Annotated in this window: 12 protein-coding genes; 8 read left to right on the forward strand and 4 right to left on the reverse strand. The window is 73.7% G+C overall.

From position 1 onward, the window contains the following. Positions 1-17 precede the first annotated feature (17 nt). Positions 18-449, reverse strand: a complete 432-nt coding sequence (locus tag ACFQSB_RS22210; protein ID WP_354922720.1) for a DUF4307 domain-containing protein — start codon at positions 447-449, stop codon at positions 18-20. A gap of 132 nt (positions 450-581) precedes the next feature. Between ACFQSB_RS22210 and mca the strand changes: the two genes are divergently transcribed. The 3 genes from mca to ACFQSB_RS22225 all read left to right on the forward strand — a co-directional run bounded on the left by mca (position 582) and on the right by ACFQSB_RS22225 (position 2,230). Then, on the forward strand, positions 582-1,466 hold the full coding sequence (gene mca, locus ACFQSB_RS22215) for a mycothiol conjugate amidase Mca (protein WP_354922713.1): 885 nt from the start codon (positions 582-584) through the stop codon (positions 1,464-1,466). 160 nt (positions 1,467-1,626) lie between these two features. After that, the gene (locus tag ACFQSB_RS22220; protein WP_354922710.1) at positions 1,627-1,860 is read left to right on the forward strand and encodes a hypothetical protein; all 234 of its coding nucleotides are present in this window, start codon (positions 1,627-1,629) and stop codon (positions 1,858-1,860) included. 31 nt (positions 1,861-1,891) lie between these two features. Next, on the forward strand, positions 1,892-2,230 hold the full coding sequence (locus ACFQSB_RS22225; protein ID WP_380828801.1) for a GNAT family N-acetyltransferase: 339 nt from the start codon (positions 1,892-1,894) through the stop codon (positions 2,228-2,230). 21 nt (positions 2,231-2,251) lie between these two features. Here ACFQSB_RS22225 and ACFQSB_RS22230 read toward each other — a convergent pair whose 3' ends face one another. Beyond that, a complete protein-coding gene (locus ACFQSB_RS22230) occupies positions 2,252-3,397 on the reverse strand; it encodes a hypothetical protein (RefSeq protein ID WP_380828802.1) in 1,146 nt (381 codons plus the stop codon). Between the two features lie 197 nt (positions 3,398-3,594). Between ACFQSB_RS22230 and ACFQSB_RS22235 the strand changes: the two genes are divergently transcribed. The 4 genes from ACFQSB_RS22235 to ACFQSB_RS22250 all read left to right on the forward strand — a co-directional run bounded on the left by ACFQSB_RS22235 (position 3,595) and on the right by ACFQSB_RS22250 (position 10,170). Next, a complete protein-coding gene (locus tag ACFQSB_RS22235) occupies positions 3,595-4,179 on the forward strand; it encodes a hypothetical protein (RefSeq protein ID WP_380828804.1) in 585 nt (194 codons plus the stop codon). Positions 4,180-4,342: 163 nt separating this feature from the next. Further along, on the forward strand, positions 4,343-8,695 hold the full coding sequence (locus tag ACFQSB_RS22240) for a cation-translocating P-type ATPase (protein WP_380828805.1): 4,353 nt from the start codon (positions 4,343-4,345) through the stop codon (positions 8,693-8,695). Between the two features lie 319 nt (positions 8,696-9,014). After that, positions 9,015-9,704, forward strand: coding sequence for a RibD family protein (locus ACFQSB_RS22245; RefSeq protein ID WP_354922692.1), 690 nt, complete (start codon positions 9,015-9,017; stop codon positions 9,702-9,704). After that, positions 9,697-10,170, forward strand: coding sequence for a deaminase (locus ACFQSB_RS22250; protein WP_380828806.1), 474 nt, complete (start codon positions 9,697-9,699; stop codon positions 10,168-10,170). The genes ACFQSB_RS22245 and ACFQSB_RS22250 overlap by 8 nt, the downstream gene beginning before the upstream one ends. Positions 10,171-10,183: 13 nt before the next feature. Here ACFQSB_RS22250 and ACFQSB_RS22255 read toward each other — a convergent pair whose 3' ends face one another. Then, on the reverse strand, positions 10,184-11,125 hold the full coding sequence (locus tag ACFQSB_RS22255) for a hypothetical protein (protein ID WP_380828807.1): 942 nt from the start codon (positions 11,123-11,125) through the stop codon (positions 10,184-10,186). Between the two features lie 457 nt (positions 11,126-11,582). Here ACFQSB_RS22255 and ACFQSB_RS22260 point away from each other — a divergent pair, with 457 nt between their 5' ends. Continuing rightward, positions 11,583-12,593 carry a helix-turn-helix domain-containing protein gene (locus tag ACFQSB_RS22260; protein WP_380828809.1) on the forward strand — a complete coding sequence of 337 codons (1,011 nt, stop codon included), beginning with the start codon at positions 11,583-11,585 and terminating at the stop codon, positions 12,591-12,593. Between the two features lie 176 nt (positions 12,594-12,769). Here ACFQSB_RS22260 and ACFQSB_RS22265 read toward each other — a convergent pair whose 3' ends face one another. Continuing rightward, complete coding sequence (locus ACFQSB_RS22265; RefSeq protein ID WP_380828810.1) at positions 12,770-16,852, reverse strand: carboxypeptidase regulatory-like domain-containing protein; 4,083 nt, start codon at positions 16,850-16,852, stop codon at positions 12,770-12,772. Positions 16,853-16,903 lie beyond the last annotated feature (51 nt).

Below are 16,903 nucleotides of genomic sequence, written 5' to 3' on the forward strand. Positions count from 1 at the left end.
ACGCTTTCCCAAAAGTCTCATTGTACGAGATAGCAGTACTGCACGCTGCCCGAAGTGGCGCGCGAGCTGGTGTCGACGCGTTCGGTCAGCCGGACGTCCTCCTCCCCGGGGGGGATCGTGACGTCGCGGGCGCCCACCTCCACATGATCGACGTCGGTGGCCCGCAGGCGGCAGACGGACGTGCGGTCGGCGGGCTTGTGCGCCTGGAAGGTTATCGTCACCGAGTTCGGGCCGTCGACCGTGAAAGCGATCGTGAGCACGTCGGGATTACCCCGCGCGGTCATCATGACGTACCCCCAGCCGCCCATCGCGATCGCGATAAAGATCCCGATGATGACGAAGGCAATGGTTCGCCCGGCGCGTCCGGAAGTGGGCCGACGCTCCGGAAAGGAGTCTGGGGTCCCCAGGATCGGCTGGTCCACGTGCGAACCGACGGGTCTATCGGTCATGGTGGAATCTCCCAGCGGTCCCTTGTCGTTGCACGAGACAATTGTCCCCTGCGGAGGCTCCGCTCTACGCGCCGCCCCCAGAAGAGCCCCACTGGGGGAGCCCGGCCCGGACACTTGAGGAGAAACCGACCCGTGAGTGCACCACTGCGATTGATGGCCGTACACGCCCACCCTGACGACGAGTCCAGCAAGGGCGCCGCCACGATGGCGCGCTATGTGGCCGAAGGCGCTGATGTGCTGGTCTGTACCCTGACCGGCGGTGAGCGCGGTTCGATCTTGAATCCGAAGATGGAGCTGCCGGACATCCTTGAGAACATCACCGAAGTGCGCCGCCAGGAGATGGAGCGGGCACGCGAGATCCTGGGCGTGCGGCAGAGCTTCCTGGGCTTCATCGACTCCGGTCTGCCGGACGACGAGAGCGAGCCGCTGCCCGAGGGATGCTTCGCGTTGCAGCCGCTGGAGGTGGCCTCCGCCCCGCTCGTCGCGGCCGTCCGCGAGTTCCGGCCGCATGTGATCCTGACCTATGACGACGACGGCGGCTACCCGCACCCCGATCACATCATGACCAACAAGGTGTCGGTGGAGGCGTTCGAGGCCGCGGGCGACCCCGACCGTTATGTCGGCCTCGGCGAGCCGTGGCAGCCGCTCAAGCTCTACTACCACATGGGATTCACCCGGGCGCGTTTCGAGGCCCTGCACCAGGCGATGACCGAGCGCGGCATCGGCTCGCCCTACGGCGACTGGATCGCCCGCTGGGAGGACCGCCCGCAGAAGTGGGAGGTCACCACGCGGGTGCCGTGCGGGGAGTACTTCGAGACCCGCGACAGGGCGCTGCTGGCCCACGCCACCCAGGTGGACCCGGACGGCTTCTGGTTCGTGTGCCCTCGCGACCTGCAGGAGGAGATCTGGCCGACCGAGGACTACCACCTGGCCCGGTCGCTGGTGGACACCGACCTGCCGGAGGAGGACCTGTTCACCGGAATCCGCGCGGAAGAGGTGGCCCACGCCGACCACTGAGGTCACGCGCCGGCCAATGAGGTGACGCGCGGACCGTTGAGGTCACGCGCCGACCACTGAGGTCACGCGCGCCGGCCGTCCGGCCACGGCAAGACCGGGCCGTGCGGCCGGCGCGCCGACCGCTGAGGAGGGGGCGGCCCCCGGGTGGCAGACTTGAGGTGTGACTGATATCGCCGCACACGCAGCCGCCGCACAGGGGGCCGCTCCCCCGCCGGTCGGCCCCGGGCTCATCGGCTTCCTCGTCGTGGCCGCGATCGGTGTCGCGCTGTACTTCCTGGTGAAGTCGATGAACAAGCAGATCTCCAAGATCGAGGTTCCGCGTCAAGCCGATCTGGACAAGGCCGACCGCGCCGAGACGACGGAGACCGAGCCGCGGCCCAACGGCTCGCGCTGACCGTCGTTCCCCCGCCGAGAGGAAGCTCCAGATGAACGAGACGGTCGAGGTGACCGACAACCCGGACGCCGGTCGCTACGAGGTCACGGTGGGCGGCCGGCTCGCCGGCTTCGCCGAGTACCGCCATAGGGGCGGCCGGCTGGTGTTCACCCACACCGAGATCAAGGACGAGTTCGAGGGGCAGGGGCTCGGCAGCCGCCTGGTGCGCGGCGCGCTGGACGCCGCGCGCGCGGCCGGGGCCCCCGTCGTGCCGCTGTGCCCCTTCGTGGCCCGGTACATCGAGCGCCACCCCGAGTACGCCGACCTGGTCGCCAAAGCCGCCTCCGCCGATCCCGCGGACCCCGCACAGCCCGTGGAACCCTCCCACTGACCGTCCAGCACGCGACAAAGGCTATTCGGGGGACCAGGCGCGTTCGAGGGACTTGGGGAGGCCCCACCAGCCGAGGGGGGTCAGGACGGTCCTGTCGTCCACGATGCCGAGTTCGCGCCACAGCGGTGTGACCGTGGTGAACAGCGTCTCGGTGGTCTCCAGGTCCTCGGGGTCGTCCATGTCGACGTCGATGTCGTCGGACTCGGCGACCAGCCGGGCGATGCGCTCGGGTGAGGCGAGCACCCCGGGGCCGCGCCGGGCGAGGGCGGCGACGGTGGCGAGCCAGTCGGCGTGGTGGATGGTGCACAGGGCGGCCAGCGCGGCGTCCTCCTGGCTCAGCTCGCCCTCCAGGTCCCAGAACTGGTGCTCGTCCTCGTCCTGCAGGTCGGAGACGGGTGAGGCGACCCCGGCGGCGACCATGAGCCACAGCTCGGTGTCGTCCTCGGGCAGCGGCTCGCCTTCCAGGCCGGAGCACGCGCGCAGGACGTTGCCGGGGTATCCGGGCTCGGCCAGCAGGGCGCGCAACCGCCGGGCCGCGGCCGCCAGCTCGCCGGAGGGCAGGTCGGGTTCGGGCAGGTCGGCGAGCACCCGGCGCAGCTCGCCGAGGGCGAAGGCCTCCTCCTCGTCCCAGGTGGCGAACAGCTCCTCGTCCACTTCCTCGCCGACCGCGCTGCTCGGCACCCGGCCGTCGGGCAGGGGCGTGGCGAGCCAGTGGTCCTGGACGCGCTCGTAGACCTCGCGGGCCTCGGCGTCGCCGGCCACCAGGCGGTCGGGGTCGATCTCGCCGGTGCTGACGTGCTCCTCCAGGTGGGCGACCAGCCGTTCGTGCAGTTCGGTCGCCACCGGGCCGCGCTCGCCCTCCTCGGGCCACACGAAGTAGCCGCGGGTGATCAGGATGGGCTCGGTGCCGGTGGCCTCCAGCCATCTCTGGACGTCGCCGACCGTCGCCACGCCGTTCTCGATGCCGGCGAGCGTGGCCTTGGCGGAGTCCCAGAACGCGGCCGAGAGGGGGTTGCCCGCCGCCAGCATCGCGCGGCGGAGGTCGGGGACGGCCACCAGCGCCTGGCCGCTCGGTACGGCGAGCAGGGCCCGGGCGACGTCCCGCCGGGTGAGGTGGGCCGCGGGTCTACCTGCGTATTCGCTGACGAAGCCCAGATCGACTGTCACGTCCCGTGAGCCTACGCCCCCGGGCCGGACGGCGACAGCGGGACCGTTCTGCCAGGCCGGACGCGTGGCGCGCACGGGTCGACCCAACCAAATGAATAGGACAACAAGCACTGATGGTGACGAAAGGCCCTGGTGAGTGCCGCTGAAGTGGGCAAAGGGTGAAAAGAGGAGCTGAATTCCGACCCGAGGAGGGGGCCATGACAGTGAGCCAGACGTCGCGAGAAAGCCGGGGCGCGCCATCGGGATCCACGTCCAACGGCGATCTCATCCAGCTGGACACACCCGTGGTCAGCCTCCACGTCCACCGCCCGCACATGCCGAGGATGCCGCGCATGCCCGGGATGTCGCGTCCGTCCGGCGCGCGCGGGCAGGAGATGAACCGGGCCGTGGAAACGGCCAGGACCTTCCTGCCGCCGCCGGAGCGCCTGATGTACTACGGCGGTCTCGGCCTGCTCGCGGCCCTCGGGCTGGTGGAGTGGCCGATCGCCGTGGTCGTCGGCGCCAGCACCGCCATCGCGTCGCGGGCGATGCGGCACCAGGGCGGCATGGGCGAGCAAGGCGGCATGATGCAGGGCCGGATGCAGGGCCGGGCCGCGCAGGACACCACGGCCGAGCAGCCGGCGACGCCCCGGGCCACGCGGGCGCGGGCGAGCACCGCCTCCGGCCGCACGGCGACCCCCTCCACCCGCAGCCGCACCACGGGCACCGCACGGACGTCCACGCGCTCCACGCGTACGGCGGCGCAGAAGTCCACGGGCGGCCCGCAGCCGGGCACCGCCTGACACCCGCCTCCAGCGGGTCCCCGCCGCGCGCTTCGCCACGAAATCGCAAAGCGCCGCAGAGAGGGTTCAACCGCCTGACCTGGGCATACTTAGGGTCGAACGATCAGGCCGCGCGTAAGGGCGGCCTGATCGGCGTGTTGGCACCGGGGGCCCTGGAGGCGTTGTGTTCCTGCTTCGTGAGCTGAGGGGGCCGATAGGGCTGCTGGCGTCACTGCTGCCGGAGACGGTGCGCGGGGCGCTGCCCTTCCCCCGGCAGGTCCACGAGTGCCCGGGGGGTCTGCGCATCGAGCTGCGCAACCTCGGCGCCCCGGGCACCTCCCAGGAGGCCGAGCTGCTCGAGGAGCGCCTCCGCGAGATCGCCGGCGCCGGACGGGCCGAGGTCAACGGCGCCCTCGGCTTCGTCTACATCGCCTGCGAGCGCGACGGCGCCGACGTCGGCAAGCTCCTGTCCATCATCGACGAGCACGACGTCCCCCGGCGCGGCGGCGGCGACGGCCGGAAGGGCCGGCACGCGGTGGAGAACCAGGCCCGCGCGGTCCTGGAGCTCGGCGCGGGGCTGCTCGGCGCCGGCGTGACCCTCGTCGGCCAGGTGACGCACGTCGCCCGGGTGCCCTCCGCGCTGCCGGCCCTGCTCCAGCTCGTGGAGTCCACGCCCCGCGTCCGGCACGAGCTCGAACGCCGCGTCGGGCGGCCGACCGCAGACGTGATCTGGGCCTACACCCGCTTCACCGCCCAGACGCTCGCCCTGCGCCCCGTCGGGCTGTTCATCGACTCGCTGTCCGCGGCCGGCCGCCTGGCCGAGGCGGTGGCGGGCCGGCGGGCGTGGCGGGTCAGGGAAGAGGAGTTCGCCCAGCACAAGGGCGCCTACGAGCACATCAGGAGCGAGCTGTCCCTGCGCCCCGTCCCCATGCCCTACGGGCCGATCGAGCGGTACGCGGACGGGCTGAGCGTGGGCGCGCTCGCCTCCTACGGGGTCACCTCGGTCATCAGCCGCGACCAGGAGCGCGCGCTGGCGATGCTGATCGCCCAGACCCCCAAGGCCGCGCGGCTGGGACGCGACGCCTTCGTCAGCGCGATCGGGCGGGCCGTCGCCCACCGCGGCGGGCTGGTCCTGCACCGGGAGGCCGTGCGGGCCATGGACCGCGTCGACACGGTCGTGTTCGACGCGCGGACCCTGACGATGCCCTCCTGGACCATCCACGAGGTGATCACACTCGCCTCCGGCGCCGGCGTGCCCGCCGACGAGCTGCACGCCCGCGTCTACATGCTGCTCGAAGGCGCGGACGTCACGGTGCGCCGTGAGCAGGGCGACTGGGCGGCCGAACCGGCCGCGGCGCCGCCGGCGCGGGCGTCGGACTGGCAGGAGGGCGGCATCCGCCCCGTCTCGGTGACCTGTCGCGGCGAAACGGTCGCCGTGGTCGGCATGGTGCCCGAGACCCATCCCTACGCCGAGGCGCTCATCGGCGCCGCGCAGAGGTGCGAGGTCGTCCTCGCCGGGGACGACGCCGGGCTGGCCGCGCGCCTGGGCGTCCTGCGGCGGGTGGAGGGCGGCCACCGGCTGGCCGCGTCCATCCGGGAGCTGCAGGTGGAGGGGCACGGCGTCGCCCTCGTGAGCGGGCGGTCGGGGCGCGGCCTGGGCGAGGCCGATCTGGGCATCGGCGTGCTGGCCTCCGGGGGGCGGCCTCCGTGGGACGCGGACGTGATCGGCGGGCCGGACGTCGCGCACCTGCTGCTGCGGTCGCTGCGCGTGGCCAGGACGACCAGCGGCCGCAGCGTGAAGGTCTCCGCCGGCGGGGCCGCCCTCGGCACCGGGCTGACCGTCGTCGGCTCGGCCGCGGGGTCGGTGCGCCGTGTGCAGCTCGTCAGCGACTGCACCTCGCTCGCGTCCCTGGTCATGGGCGTGTGGTCGGCCCGCAACCTCGGCCGGGGCGGGCTGCCCATGCGGGTGGACCGCACCCCGTGGCACGCTCTGCCCGCGCAGGACGTGCTGGCACGGCTGTCCTCGACCCCGTCCGGGCTCTCGGAGGCCGAGTCCGCGCGCCGCCGCAACGGTCCGAGCCGCAAGGAGACCGTCGCGGCGCCGTCGCTGCTGCGCGCGACCGCCGAGGAGCTGGCCAACCCGCTGACCCCGGTGCTCGCCGCCGCGGCGGGCCTGTCCGCCGCCGTAGGCTCGGCGCTGGACGCCGTGCTCATCGCCGGAGTGCTCGGCGTCAACGGGCTGATCGGCGGCGCGCAGCGCACCAACGCCGACCGGGCGCTGACCCGGCTGACCGACGCCACGGCGGTCCCGGTGCGGCTGCGCCGCCCGCAGGGGCCGGTGGACGCCACCGCCGACGACCTGGTGCGGGGCGACGTCATCGAGCTGCGGGCCGGCGACGCCGTGCCCGCCGACTGCCGGGTGATCAAGGCGCGCGGCCTGGAGGTGGACGAGGCGCCGCTCACCGGCGAGTCCCAGCTGGTGACCAAGTCGGTGGCGCCGACCGCCGCGCTGGCCGTGGCCGACCGCAGCTCCATGGTGTACGAGGGCACCACGGTCGCCGCCGGGTACTGCCTGGCGGTGGTGGTGTCCACCGGCACGGCCACCGAGGCCGGGCGCACGGCGGAGATGGGCGCGGAGGAGGCCCCGCCGACCGGGGTGGAGCTGCGGCTGCGGGCGCTGAGCCGCCAGATCATGCCGGCCGCGCTCGGGTCCGGCGTCGTGCTGATGGCCACCAACCTGCTGCGCCGCACGCCGCTGGCCGCCGCCGTCGCGCCCGCGGTGAGCCTGGCCGTGGCCGCCGTCCCCGAGGGGCTGCCGTTCATCGCCACCGTCGCCGAACTGGCCGCGGCGCGGCGGCTGTCCACCCGCGAGACGCTGGTGCGCAACCCCTCGACCATCGAGGCGCTCGGCCGGGTCGACGTGCTGTGCTTCGACAAGACCGGCACCCTCACCGAGGGGCACATCACCCTGGGCCGCGTCTCCGACGGCCGCGTGGAGCACCCCGTGGACGAGCTGCCGCCGGAGTTCCGGCGGATCCTCGCGGCGGCGCTGCGCGCGGGCCCGCAGATCGACGGCGAGCGGGCCGTCCCGCACCTCACCGACCGCGCCGTGCAGGAGGGGGCGAGGAAGGCGGGCGTCCTGCCGGCCGAGGGGCTGGCGGCCTGGCAGCGCATCGACGAGCTGCCGTTCGAGCCGGCCAGGGGCTTCCACGCCGTGCTGGGCACCACCGACCCGGCGGGAGGCTCCCGCCTGCTCAGCGTCAAGGGCGCCCCCGAGGTGGTGCTCACGCGGTGCGGCACGCTGCTCACCGACGGCGCGGTGCTGCCCCTGGACGAGGAGGCGGCGCAGTCGCTGATCAAGGAGGTCGACCAGCTCGCCCAGCAGGGGTACCGCGTGCTGGCCGTGGCCGAGCGACGCGCCGGCGACCTGCGCGAGCTGGACGAGGCCGCCGTCGGCGAGCTGTGCTTCCTGGGGTTCCTCGGGCTGGCCGACCCAGTGCGGCCGACCGCCGCGCGCAGCGTCGACCGGCTGACGCGCGCGGGCGTCCGGGTCGTCATGATCACCGGGGACCACCCGAGCACCGCCGAGGCCATCGCCGCCGAGCTGAACCTGCTGGGCGGCCTGCACATCATGACCGGCCCGGAGCTGGACCGCATCGACGACGAGGCGCTCGCCGAGGCGCTGCCGGGTGTGTCGGTCTTCGCGCGGGTCACCCCCGCGCACAAGGCGCGCATCGTCGCCGGGCTGCAGAAGGCGGGCAAGGTGGTGGCGGTCACCGGGGACGGCGCCAACGACGCTCCGGCCATCCGGCTCGCCGACGTCGGCGTGGCGCTCGGCTCGCGGGCCACCCCGGCCGCGCGCGCCGCCGCCGACGTGGTGGTGACCGACGACCGCATCGAGACGATCGTCGAGGCCATCGTCGAGGGCCGCGCCATGTGGAGCTCGGTGCGCGACGCGCTCGGCATCCTGCTCGGCGGCAACCTCGGGGAGATCGTCTTCACCGTCGGGTCGAACCTGATCGCCGGGCGCAACACCCTGAACGCCCGCCAGTTGCTGCTGGTCAACCTGCTCACCGACATGCTGCCGGCCCTGGCGATCGCCATCAGGCCGCCGAGCGCGACCAGCCCCGAGAAGCTGCTGGAGGAGGGTCCCGAGGCGTCGCTGGGCGCGGCGCTCACCCGCGACATCTACGCCCGCGCCGTGACGACCGCGGCGGCGGCCACCGCGGCCTGGCTGTTCGCGCGCTCCACCGGCTCGCAGGGCCGGGCCGACACCGTGGGGCTCATCGGCCTGGTGTCGGCGCAGCTCGTGCAGACCCTCGCCGTGGGCGGGCGCGACCGCACGGTCATGCTGGCCACCTCGGCCTCAATGGCGTGCCTGGTCCTGGCCGTCTCGACGCCTGGGGTCAGCCGGTTGTTCGGCTGCCGGCCGGTGGGCCCGTTCGGATGGGCGATCGGCCTGGGCAGCGGGGTCGCCGCGGGGCTGGTGGGACGCCTGGTGGAACCGTCTCGCTACTTCGGCGGCTCTGGTCACTGAACGTTCATCTTTCGTACACTCACAGACGGACATCTAGCTACATAGATGCGTAATCCTGTATAAAGCACTCGAAGTCCCCTTCCTGTGAGGTTATGGTGTACAACTTCCTTGCCACGGTGCTCGCCAAGGCGGCCGTGATCCTCGTCGAGGCCCTGGTCATCCGCCTGGTCCAGAGCTGGGTGGACAAGGCGCTTCCCGAAGCCGCCTGACCCCGCCCTGACCGGTCTCGACCGGTCTCGACCGGTCCCGCGCCGGTCCGCCCGCCTCCCGCTCACCCGTCACCGCGCGACCCGCCATGATTGAGGCGTGGAGACGCACCGTGGGTGAGCGGCCCTACGTCCTGCTGTCGGTGGCGATGTCGATCGACGGCTTCATCGACGACGCCTCCGGCGCGCCGCTCGCCCTGTCCAACGAGGCCGACTTCGACCGCGTGGACGAGGTGCGCGCCGGCTGCGACGCGATCCTCGTCGGCGCCGGCACCATCCGCGCCGACGACCCTCGGCTCGTCGTGCGATCCGCGGCCCGCCGCGCCGAACGGGTGCGGCGCGGGCTCACCGAGACCCCGGTCAAGGTCACGCTGACCGGCCGCGGCGACCTGGACCCCGCACGCCGCTTCTTCGCACTCGGCGACGCCGAGAAGATCGTGTACGTCACGGGCCCGTCCGCCGGGCGGGTCCGCCGCACCCTCTCCGGCGTGGCCACCGTCGTCGACGCCGGCGACCCGCTCGACCTTCCCGGCGTGCTCGCCGACCTGGCCGCGCGCGGGGTCGGCCGGCTCATGGTCGAGGGCGGCACCGCCGTCCACACGCTCTTCCTGGCCCACGGGCTGGTGGACGAGCTGCACCTGGTCGTCGCCCCGTTCCTGGTCGGCGACCCCGCCGCTCCCCGCTTCGTCGGCGGCGCGTCCTTCCCCTACGGCCACGACCGGCCGATGCGGCTCGCCGAGGCGCGCCCCATCGGCGACGTCGTCCTCCTCCGCTACCTGCCTCCGGAGCCCTCCGATGCCTGACGTCCCGGCCACCCCCGCCCCCGAGGACGACCGGCGGTGGCTGGAGCGCACCATCGAGCTCTCGCGCCGCTGCCCGGTCTCCACCACCGCCTTCGCCGTGGGAGCCGTCGTCGTGGCCGGTGACGGCGCCGTCCTGGCCACCGGCCACTCCCGCGAGAGCGGCCCGCACGACCACGCCGAGGAGGCCGCCCTGGCCAAGATCGTCCCCGGCGACCCCCGGCTCGCCTCGGCGACCCTCTACAGTTCGCTCGAACCGTGCACCAGGCGCGCCTCGCGTCCCCGCACCTGTACCGAGCTGATCATCGCCGCGGGCGTTCCCCGCGTCGTCTTCGCCTGGCGCGAACCCGACGTGTTCGTCGACTGCACCGGCGCCGAGACCCTCCGCGACGCCGGCGTCGAGGTCGTCGAGCACCCCGGCCTCGCCGCCGCGGCCCGCGAGGTCAACGCCCACCTGTTCACCCGCTGACCGCGGGCGGCCCTCACCAGGGAGCCGTCGGGTACCACCCGTAGCCGAACATGGCGGGCAGGCGGACGTCCCAGTAGATGACGGTGAAGGCGCCGGCGACCAGGAAGGCCGCGGCGGTCACCGTCAGCAGCCGACCGGGCTCGGCCACCAGCCAGCGGGCGAACCGGCCCCGGCCCGCCAGCGTGAGCAGCGCGAACAGCACCGCCATCACCACGATGTTGCCCAGCGACTGCAGGACGAACACGGCCGCGCCGTACAGCGGGTTGTGGGTCTGCGCGGCGTAGGTGAACAGCTTGTGGAACAGCGGGAACGGGCGGCCGATGAGGAAGCCGCCCACCAGCGCGCCCAGCACGACCAGGCGCGCGCCCGGGAAGCGGCGCTCCAGGCCCGCCAGCGGGTCGGGCACCAGCCGCAGCGCGGCCAGGCCGAGCCAGACGAACACCAGCCCGATGACGCCGAAGACCACCGACGCCTGGATCAGCCGCACGGGCAGCCCGTTGCCCACGGTCGCGGTCGACAACTGCGGCAGCCGGTCGCCGAGCAGGGCGCCCACGGCGCCGTACAGGCCGCTCACCACGACCATGCCGATCGCGAGGCGGCCGAGCGGGCGCAGCGTCGCGCCCAGCCGGTCGCGCCAGGACGCGCCCTCGCGCACCAGCGGCACCACCGCCCCGAACGCGGCGACGTTGCAGGCGGTGAACGTGCCGGCCAGGCCCGAGACGAACGCGAAGACCGCGCCCGCCACCACACCGGTGATCGCGGTGCCCTTGGCGTCGTGCCCGAGCAGCGTGTTGGCGACGTTGTCCCCGATCACGCTGTCGACGAAGTGGAAGGACCACAGAGCGGCGAGGACCGCTCCGGCGAGCACGCTCAGCACGACCAGGCGGCCTCGGTGGGCGGGCGGTTCGTCGGCCGGGGCCAGGGGGCCGCCGCGCGCGGACTCGGCAAGCGTCATGACACATCCTCATGGCAGGGGGGGACGGCGGGAGACGTGCACGCTGATCAGTGGCCACTGATCACGACTGTGAATCCCTTGTCGCCTCTCGTCAAGGCACCGTCCACGCCGTGGAGAGCAGATGCGCGGGAGGGTGGGCCGATATCCGTGCCCGGGGGTCGGAGCTCGCGTATTGTCCGGTTAAGCTGCACGGCGGGCCATTCACGGCACACCCGATCATCCCCAGGGAGAGGAAGACGCATGTACAAGGAATTCGCGATCGAGGCCGTGATGTGGCTGATCCCGATCGTGGTGCTCCTGGGCATCGCCCTGCTGGTCACCGCCACCGCCTGAGCCGCCCCCCTCTTTCCCGCCGTACGAGACGGCGCCGCCCCGGCCGGGCGGGCCGTCCGCGCTCGTGGGGTCCGCGCGTCGGGGCGCGGACGGCGGCCGGCGAGCGCGCAAGCGAGGTGTCACCGTGCTCGAAGTCCTCGGGGTCGACCACTGGGGTGAGGAAGCGTACCTGGCGCTGATCGACGGCAACCCGCTCACCGCCGACGAACTCGCCGGGGTCACCACCGTCGACCGGGAGGTGATGGGCGCGGTGCTCCAGCGACTGGAGGACCGCGGGCTGATCTCCCGGGTGCCCGGCCAGCCGGTGCGCTACGCGGCGCTGCCCCCGCAGACCGCCATCGAGGTCCTGCTGCTGTCGCGTGAGCGCGACATCAAGCGCGTGCGCGCGCTCGCGCACCACCTGGGCGAGCGCCACCGCAGGGCCCGCTCCGGGGGCGACGCCTCCGAGCTGATCGAGGTCATCTCCGGCCCGGAGGCGGTGGCGAGGTCGGGACAGCAGTTGCTGCGCCGGGCCCAGAAGGTCGTCCGCGGCATCGACGCCCCGCCCTACGCGCGGGCCATCGAGGGCGAGCGGGTCACCTCGCGGGTGAACGTGCTTGAGCACACGGTGCGGCGGCGCTTCATCCACGAGTACGGCAACCTGCGGTTGGCCGGGCAGACCCGCCGCCTGGAGCAGGGCGTCGCCGACGGGGAGGAGGTCCGCGTCCTGGCGGACGTGCCGATGAAGATGATCCTGGCCGACGACGATCTCGGGCTGATCCCGCTTCAGGCGACGCCCCGCGTCCTCGACTCCTGCATCCTGGTGCGCCCTTCCTCGCTGCTGGACGCCCTGTCCACCCTGTTCGAGATGCTGTGGCGGCAGGCGCAGCCCTTCCTGGCCGGCCAGGCCGCCGCGAACGGGGACCCGGCGGGCGCGCCCGGCGATGCGCCGCTCAGCGAGGAGGAGCGGCGCATCGTCTCGCTGCTGGCCCTCGGCCTGCCGGACGAGGCGATCGCCCGGCAGCTCGACATGGGCCACCGCACCGTCCAGCGCCGCATCCAGGCGCTCATGGTCCGGCTGTCGGCCACCAGCCGCTTCCAGGCCGGCGTCCTGGCCGCCCGGCGCGGCTGGTGGGACCCCGACGCGCAGGGGTGAAGCGGAGGGTGCAACGGTGTGGCGGCGCCCGGGCCGCGTGACCGCCGGGACCGCCGTCCTGTCCTCAGGCATGCGCCGGTCCCCGCGGGTCGGAGTGGTGTGGAGTCCCGCGGGGACCGGCCGTTCAGGGGGAGGTCACGGGCGGGCCCGGGCGTCGTCCGCCCGGGCCCGCCGGGTCAGCCCTGGTTCCCGCCGGGCTCCTGCGGGCGCACCTGCATCCGCACCTGCACCGACGCCGACGGGTAGGGGGTCTCGCCGTCGACGGCCAGCGCCGCCGTGTAGTCGGTACCGGCCGTCGTGGTGCGCCGGTCGGCGTTCAGCTCCACGGTGACCGTGGTGCCGTGCCCCGGTTCGAGCCGGGTCGTGCCCGCCCGCGCCGACAGCCACGGGACGTCGGCGTACGGCCGGTCGTAGCCGGGGAGCATGATCGCCTGGGAGCTGGGCTCGCCGGTCGCGACGTCCATGCCGCCGACCAGGTAGAACCCGGGGGCGCCGGTGGCGTAGACCGCCGTGGTGGGGGCGTTGGGCAGCGGGGTCCAGGTGTCGAAGCCCGGGTCGTAGGCGTACCCCTCATTGGTGATCGCGTTCTGGCTCCAGCTGTAGCCGGTGGAGACCATCAGCGTGCCGTTGGCGGCGGCGTACGCGGAGACCGCGAGGTCCACCGGCATGTCGGCGATGGGCGACCAGGCGTTGACGGCCGGGTCGTAGGCGTACGCCTTGGCCGTGGTGCCCTCACTGGTGAAACCGCCGGCGCAGTACAGCTTGCCACCGATGCCGCCGCACGACAGGGAGTCGACGCCGTAGGGGTAGGAGGCCGCCTTCGCCCAGCGGTCGGCCGCCGGGTCGTAGACCATGACGTCGCCGTGGTGGCAGTCCTCCGCCCCGCCGGCCCCCATCATGCAGCCGCCGACGACGTACAGCTTCCCGTCCAGGGTCGCCGCGCCGGAGGAGCCGTACGGGTGGGGGTTCGGGGCCACGGTGCGCCAGGCGCCGGTCTTGGGGTCGTAGACCTCGGTGGCCTCGACGGTGCCGCCCATGGCGTTGCGGCCCGAGGTCAGGTAGAACCGCCCGTCGATGAAGCCGCCTGCCGCCGCCGACCGGCGGTAGACCGGAGAGGCCAGCGTGGTCCACGCGCGGGTCCGCGGGTCGTAGGAAACCCAGTGATTCGAGAAGTTCGTGAGCTCCGTGCTCCTGCCCAGTCCGGCGTACAGCTTGCCGTCGTAGAGGCCGGCGACCATGCCGATCGACGGCTTCGGCATGGCGGAGACCTGCTGCCAGGCGGTGCCGCCGCCCCGCGTGGTGACCGCGCCGGGCGCCGGAGCGACCGGCCTGCCGTCCGCGCGGCTGAGGACGTCCGGCCTGATCCGGTCACGCTCGACCTTGATCCGGTTGAGCGGAGCCCCGGCGGCCTGCTCCGCCGCCTGGCTCGCGGACCGGTTCAGCTCGCCCAGCGTCACGGTGGCGGGCGCGGTGCCGGTGTTGCGCACCGTGAACCGCAGCTTCTCCTTCTCCCCCCAGGTGACCGGGGCCGACAGCGTGGCCGGGGACACCGCGAGCCGGGCCGCCTTCAGCCGGAAGTCGGCGCGGGTGACGCCCCTGGTGACCTTCACCTGCTCGGCCAGCGCGGGATAGTGGAAGGCCGCCTTGTCGGCGGTGACCCGCCGCTCGCCCGTCTTGGGGGAGAACAGCCAGTACAGCCCGTCGCCGTTGACCGGGTCCTGCGGCGCGGCCACGCTGGTGGCGGGAGCCGCCCCGGGCGCCGAGACGGTGGCGCCGGTCACGCCCGCCCCGGTGTTGGCGTCGGTCACCTTGCCGACGACCAGACCGCCCTCGGCCGGGCCGAACACGCGGGTGCCGACGGCGACCTTGTCGATCTCCCAGATGTTGCCGAGGCCGCCCACGTAGTGGAAGCGGACGCGGACGTCACGCTTGCCGGCGAACGGGGCCAGGGACACCGACACGTGCTCGGGCCCGACGATGCCCGGCGGCGAGTTCCACAGCGTGTACCAGTTCGCGCCGCCGTCGAAGCTGACGTCCATGGTGGCCGTCGGGACGTTGATGCGCTGGACCGGCGGGAAGTGGGTGTCGAACTCGACGACGGGGGTCTTCTCGCGCGACAGGTCGAAGGACGGGCTGCGCAGCTCGGTGTCCACCTCGGCCCAGCCGTAGTGGAAGTCGTCGACGATCGCGAAGCCGCCGCCGCCCCCGGTCTGGTTGGTCCGGCCGAGCGGGTCGTCGAAGTCCCAGCCGCCGTTGTCGTTGTTGTTCTTCACCGTCCAGCCCGCGGGGGCCGACCGGGTCTCGAAGTCCTGGACGGAGCCGCCGTGGTAGCTCAGCGTGTACCCGGGAGCGCCGGCCTTGGCCGTGTCCACCGGGACGGAGACGTCCGCGGTCACCGCGGCGCGGCCGAGCGCCACCGACTTCGTGGCGGGCAGGTAGCCGGGATAGTTCGCGGTGACGGTCAGCTTGTAGGTGGCGTCCTGCGGCAGTTCAACGCTGTAGCGGCCGGTCGCCGGGTCGGTGTTGACCGGCGCGCCGGGCACGCCCTCGATGGTGATCTCGGCGTAGAGGGGCCAGCCGTGGCCGCCGCCGTCGGTGACGGTGCCCGAGATCGTCTCGGTCGGCACCGGGTCGAGCGCCACGTCGCGGGTCAGGGCCGCGCCGTCCTCCAGGGTCACCCCGTCCAGCGACGCCTGCCGGTACCCGTAGGCGCTGATCACGCCCTGGTAGGCGCCCGCCGGGACGGCCAGGCGGTAGGCGCCGTCCGGCCCCGTGGTCGCCGTGTAGTCGCCGAACCTCACCAGTGCGCCCGCCAGCGGGGCCTTGGTGGTCGCGTCGGTGACCGTGCCGGAGATCGTCCCGTGCGGGCCGCCGCGGAAGGCCGCGACGCCCTTGGGCGTGCCGAGCCCGGTCGGCCCGTCGTACCCCGGGCCCGCCACGCACAGGTACGCCGGGTCGCAGGACGGCTCGGTGCCGAAGCCGCACAGCCCCGCCGGGCAACTGGCGTTGTCCCCCTTGGTGACGTCGTTGAGCGCGCCGCGCGCGGCGTAGGGGTAGGAGTTGGCGTCCGTGCCCTCCACCGGGGTCCCGGCGACGGCGTAGACGCCGGTGATGATCGGCGAGGCGGCGCTGGTGCCGCCGTAGACGGCCCAGCCGGTGTCGGAGTAGCTGTTGTAGACCGCGACGCCGGTCACCGGGTCGGCGACGGCGGCGACGTCCGCGATCGTGCGCCCGGCGCAGCCGGCGTCGGACTGGAAGGCCGGCTTGACCGCGTACCGCGAGCAACCCGAGCCCGGGGCGCCCCAGCGTTCGACGCCGCCGGACTGCCAGTGGGAGTTCCAGACCGTCTCCGACCATCCGCGCGCCGAGCCGGCGTCGCGCACCAGCGAGGTGCCGCCGACCGAGGTCACGTACGTCGAGGCCGCGGGGTAGGACGCGCCGTAGCCGGAGTCGCCGGAGGCCGCCACGATGGCCACCCCTGGGTGGTTGTAGTACACGTCCAGCGTCCCCTGGTCGGGGTACTCCTGGGCGGTGCCGTAGGAGTTGTTGACGAACCTGGCGCCCAGCGTGACGGCCTGGTCCACGGCGATGCCCAGGTCCACGGGGAAGTTGGTGTCGGCCTCGACGAGCAGCAGCCGCGCGCGCGGCGCGATCGCCGACACCATGTCCAGGTCCAGGGCGATCTCGCCGGCCCAGCCTTCGTCGGCCTGCGGGTACTCGGTGCCGCCGCGCTGGTCGACCTTGCGGAAGCAGCCGTTCGCGGTCGTGCAGGGCGGCAGGCCGTACTGCGCGCGGTAGACGGCGAGGTCGGCCTCGGCGGCCGGGGCGTCGAAGGCGGCCACGACCGCGATCGTCTGTCCGGCGCCGCCGTCGGCCGGCAGGTCGTAGGCGCTGAGCAGGTCCGCGGGACCGTGCCCGTCAGGAGTGGCGCCGGCGGCCATCGGGCCCGCCTGGCGCTTGGCCCCCTCGGGCAGGCCGCGGCGCATGGCGAAGCAACTGGCCCTGCCCTCGGCCGGGGCGTCGCACAACGGCTGCGCCGTCTGGGCGGCCTTGGCCGCGGCCTGCTCCCTCGCCGCGTCGGGCGCCGGGCTCGTGGTGGGCGCGGGCTCCGCGTCCGCACCGCCGGTGGACGCGCCGCCGGGCGTCGGCGCCGCGGTGGAGACCGGCGCGGGGGTGGGGGTGGCCTGCGCCATCGCGGCCAGGGAGGGTTGCGCTGTCAGCGTGAGCGCGGCGAGGACGACGGCGCCGAGCAGGGCCACGCGACGGCCGCCCCTCCTCCGCCCCGGCCATGGCCGTGGTGCTGGTCCTGT

Origin of the sequence: Sphaerisporangium rhizosphaerae (assembly GCF_042665155.1) — a bacterium.
GTDB classification, from domain to species: Bacteria; Actinomycetota; Actinomycetes; order Streptosporangiales; family Streptosporangiaceae; genus Sphaerisporangium; species Sphaerisporangium rhizosphaerae.

Coding starts and splice junctions, on each gene's coding strand:
- ACFQSB_RS22235 (WP_380828804.1), top strand. CDS start 3,595: ATGACAGTGAGCCAGACGTCGCGAGAAAGCCGGGGCGCGCCATCGGGA.
- ACFQSB_RS22255 (WP_380828807.1), bottom strand. CDS start 11,125: ATGACGCTTGCCGAGTCCGCGCGCGGCGGCCCCCTGGCCCCGGCCGAC.
- ACFQSB_RS22225 (WP_380828801.1), top strand. CDS start 1,892: ATGAACGAGACGGTCGAGGTGACCGACAACCCGGACGCCGGTCGCTAC.
- ACFQSB_RS22210 (WP_354922720.1), bottom strand. CDS start 449: ATGACCGATAGACCCGTCGGTTCGCACGTGGACCAGCCGATCCTGGGG.
- ACFQSB_RS22250 (WP_380828806.1), top strand. CDS start 9,697: ATGCCTGACGTCCCGGCCACCCCCGCCCCCGAGGACGACCGGCGGTGG.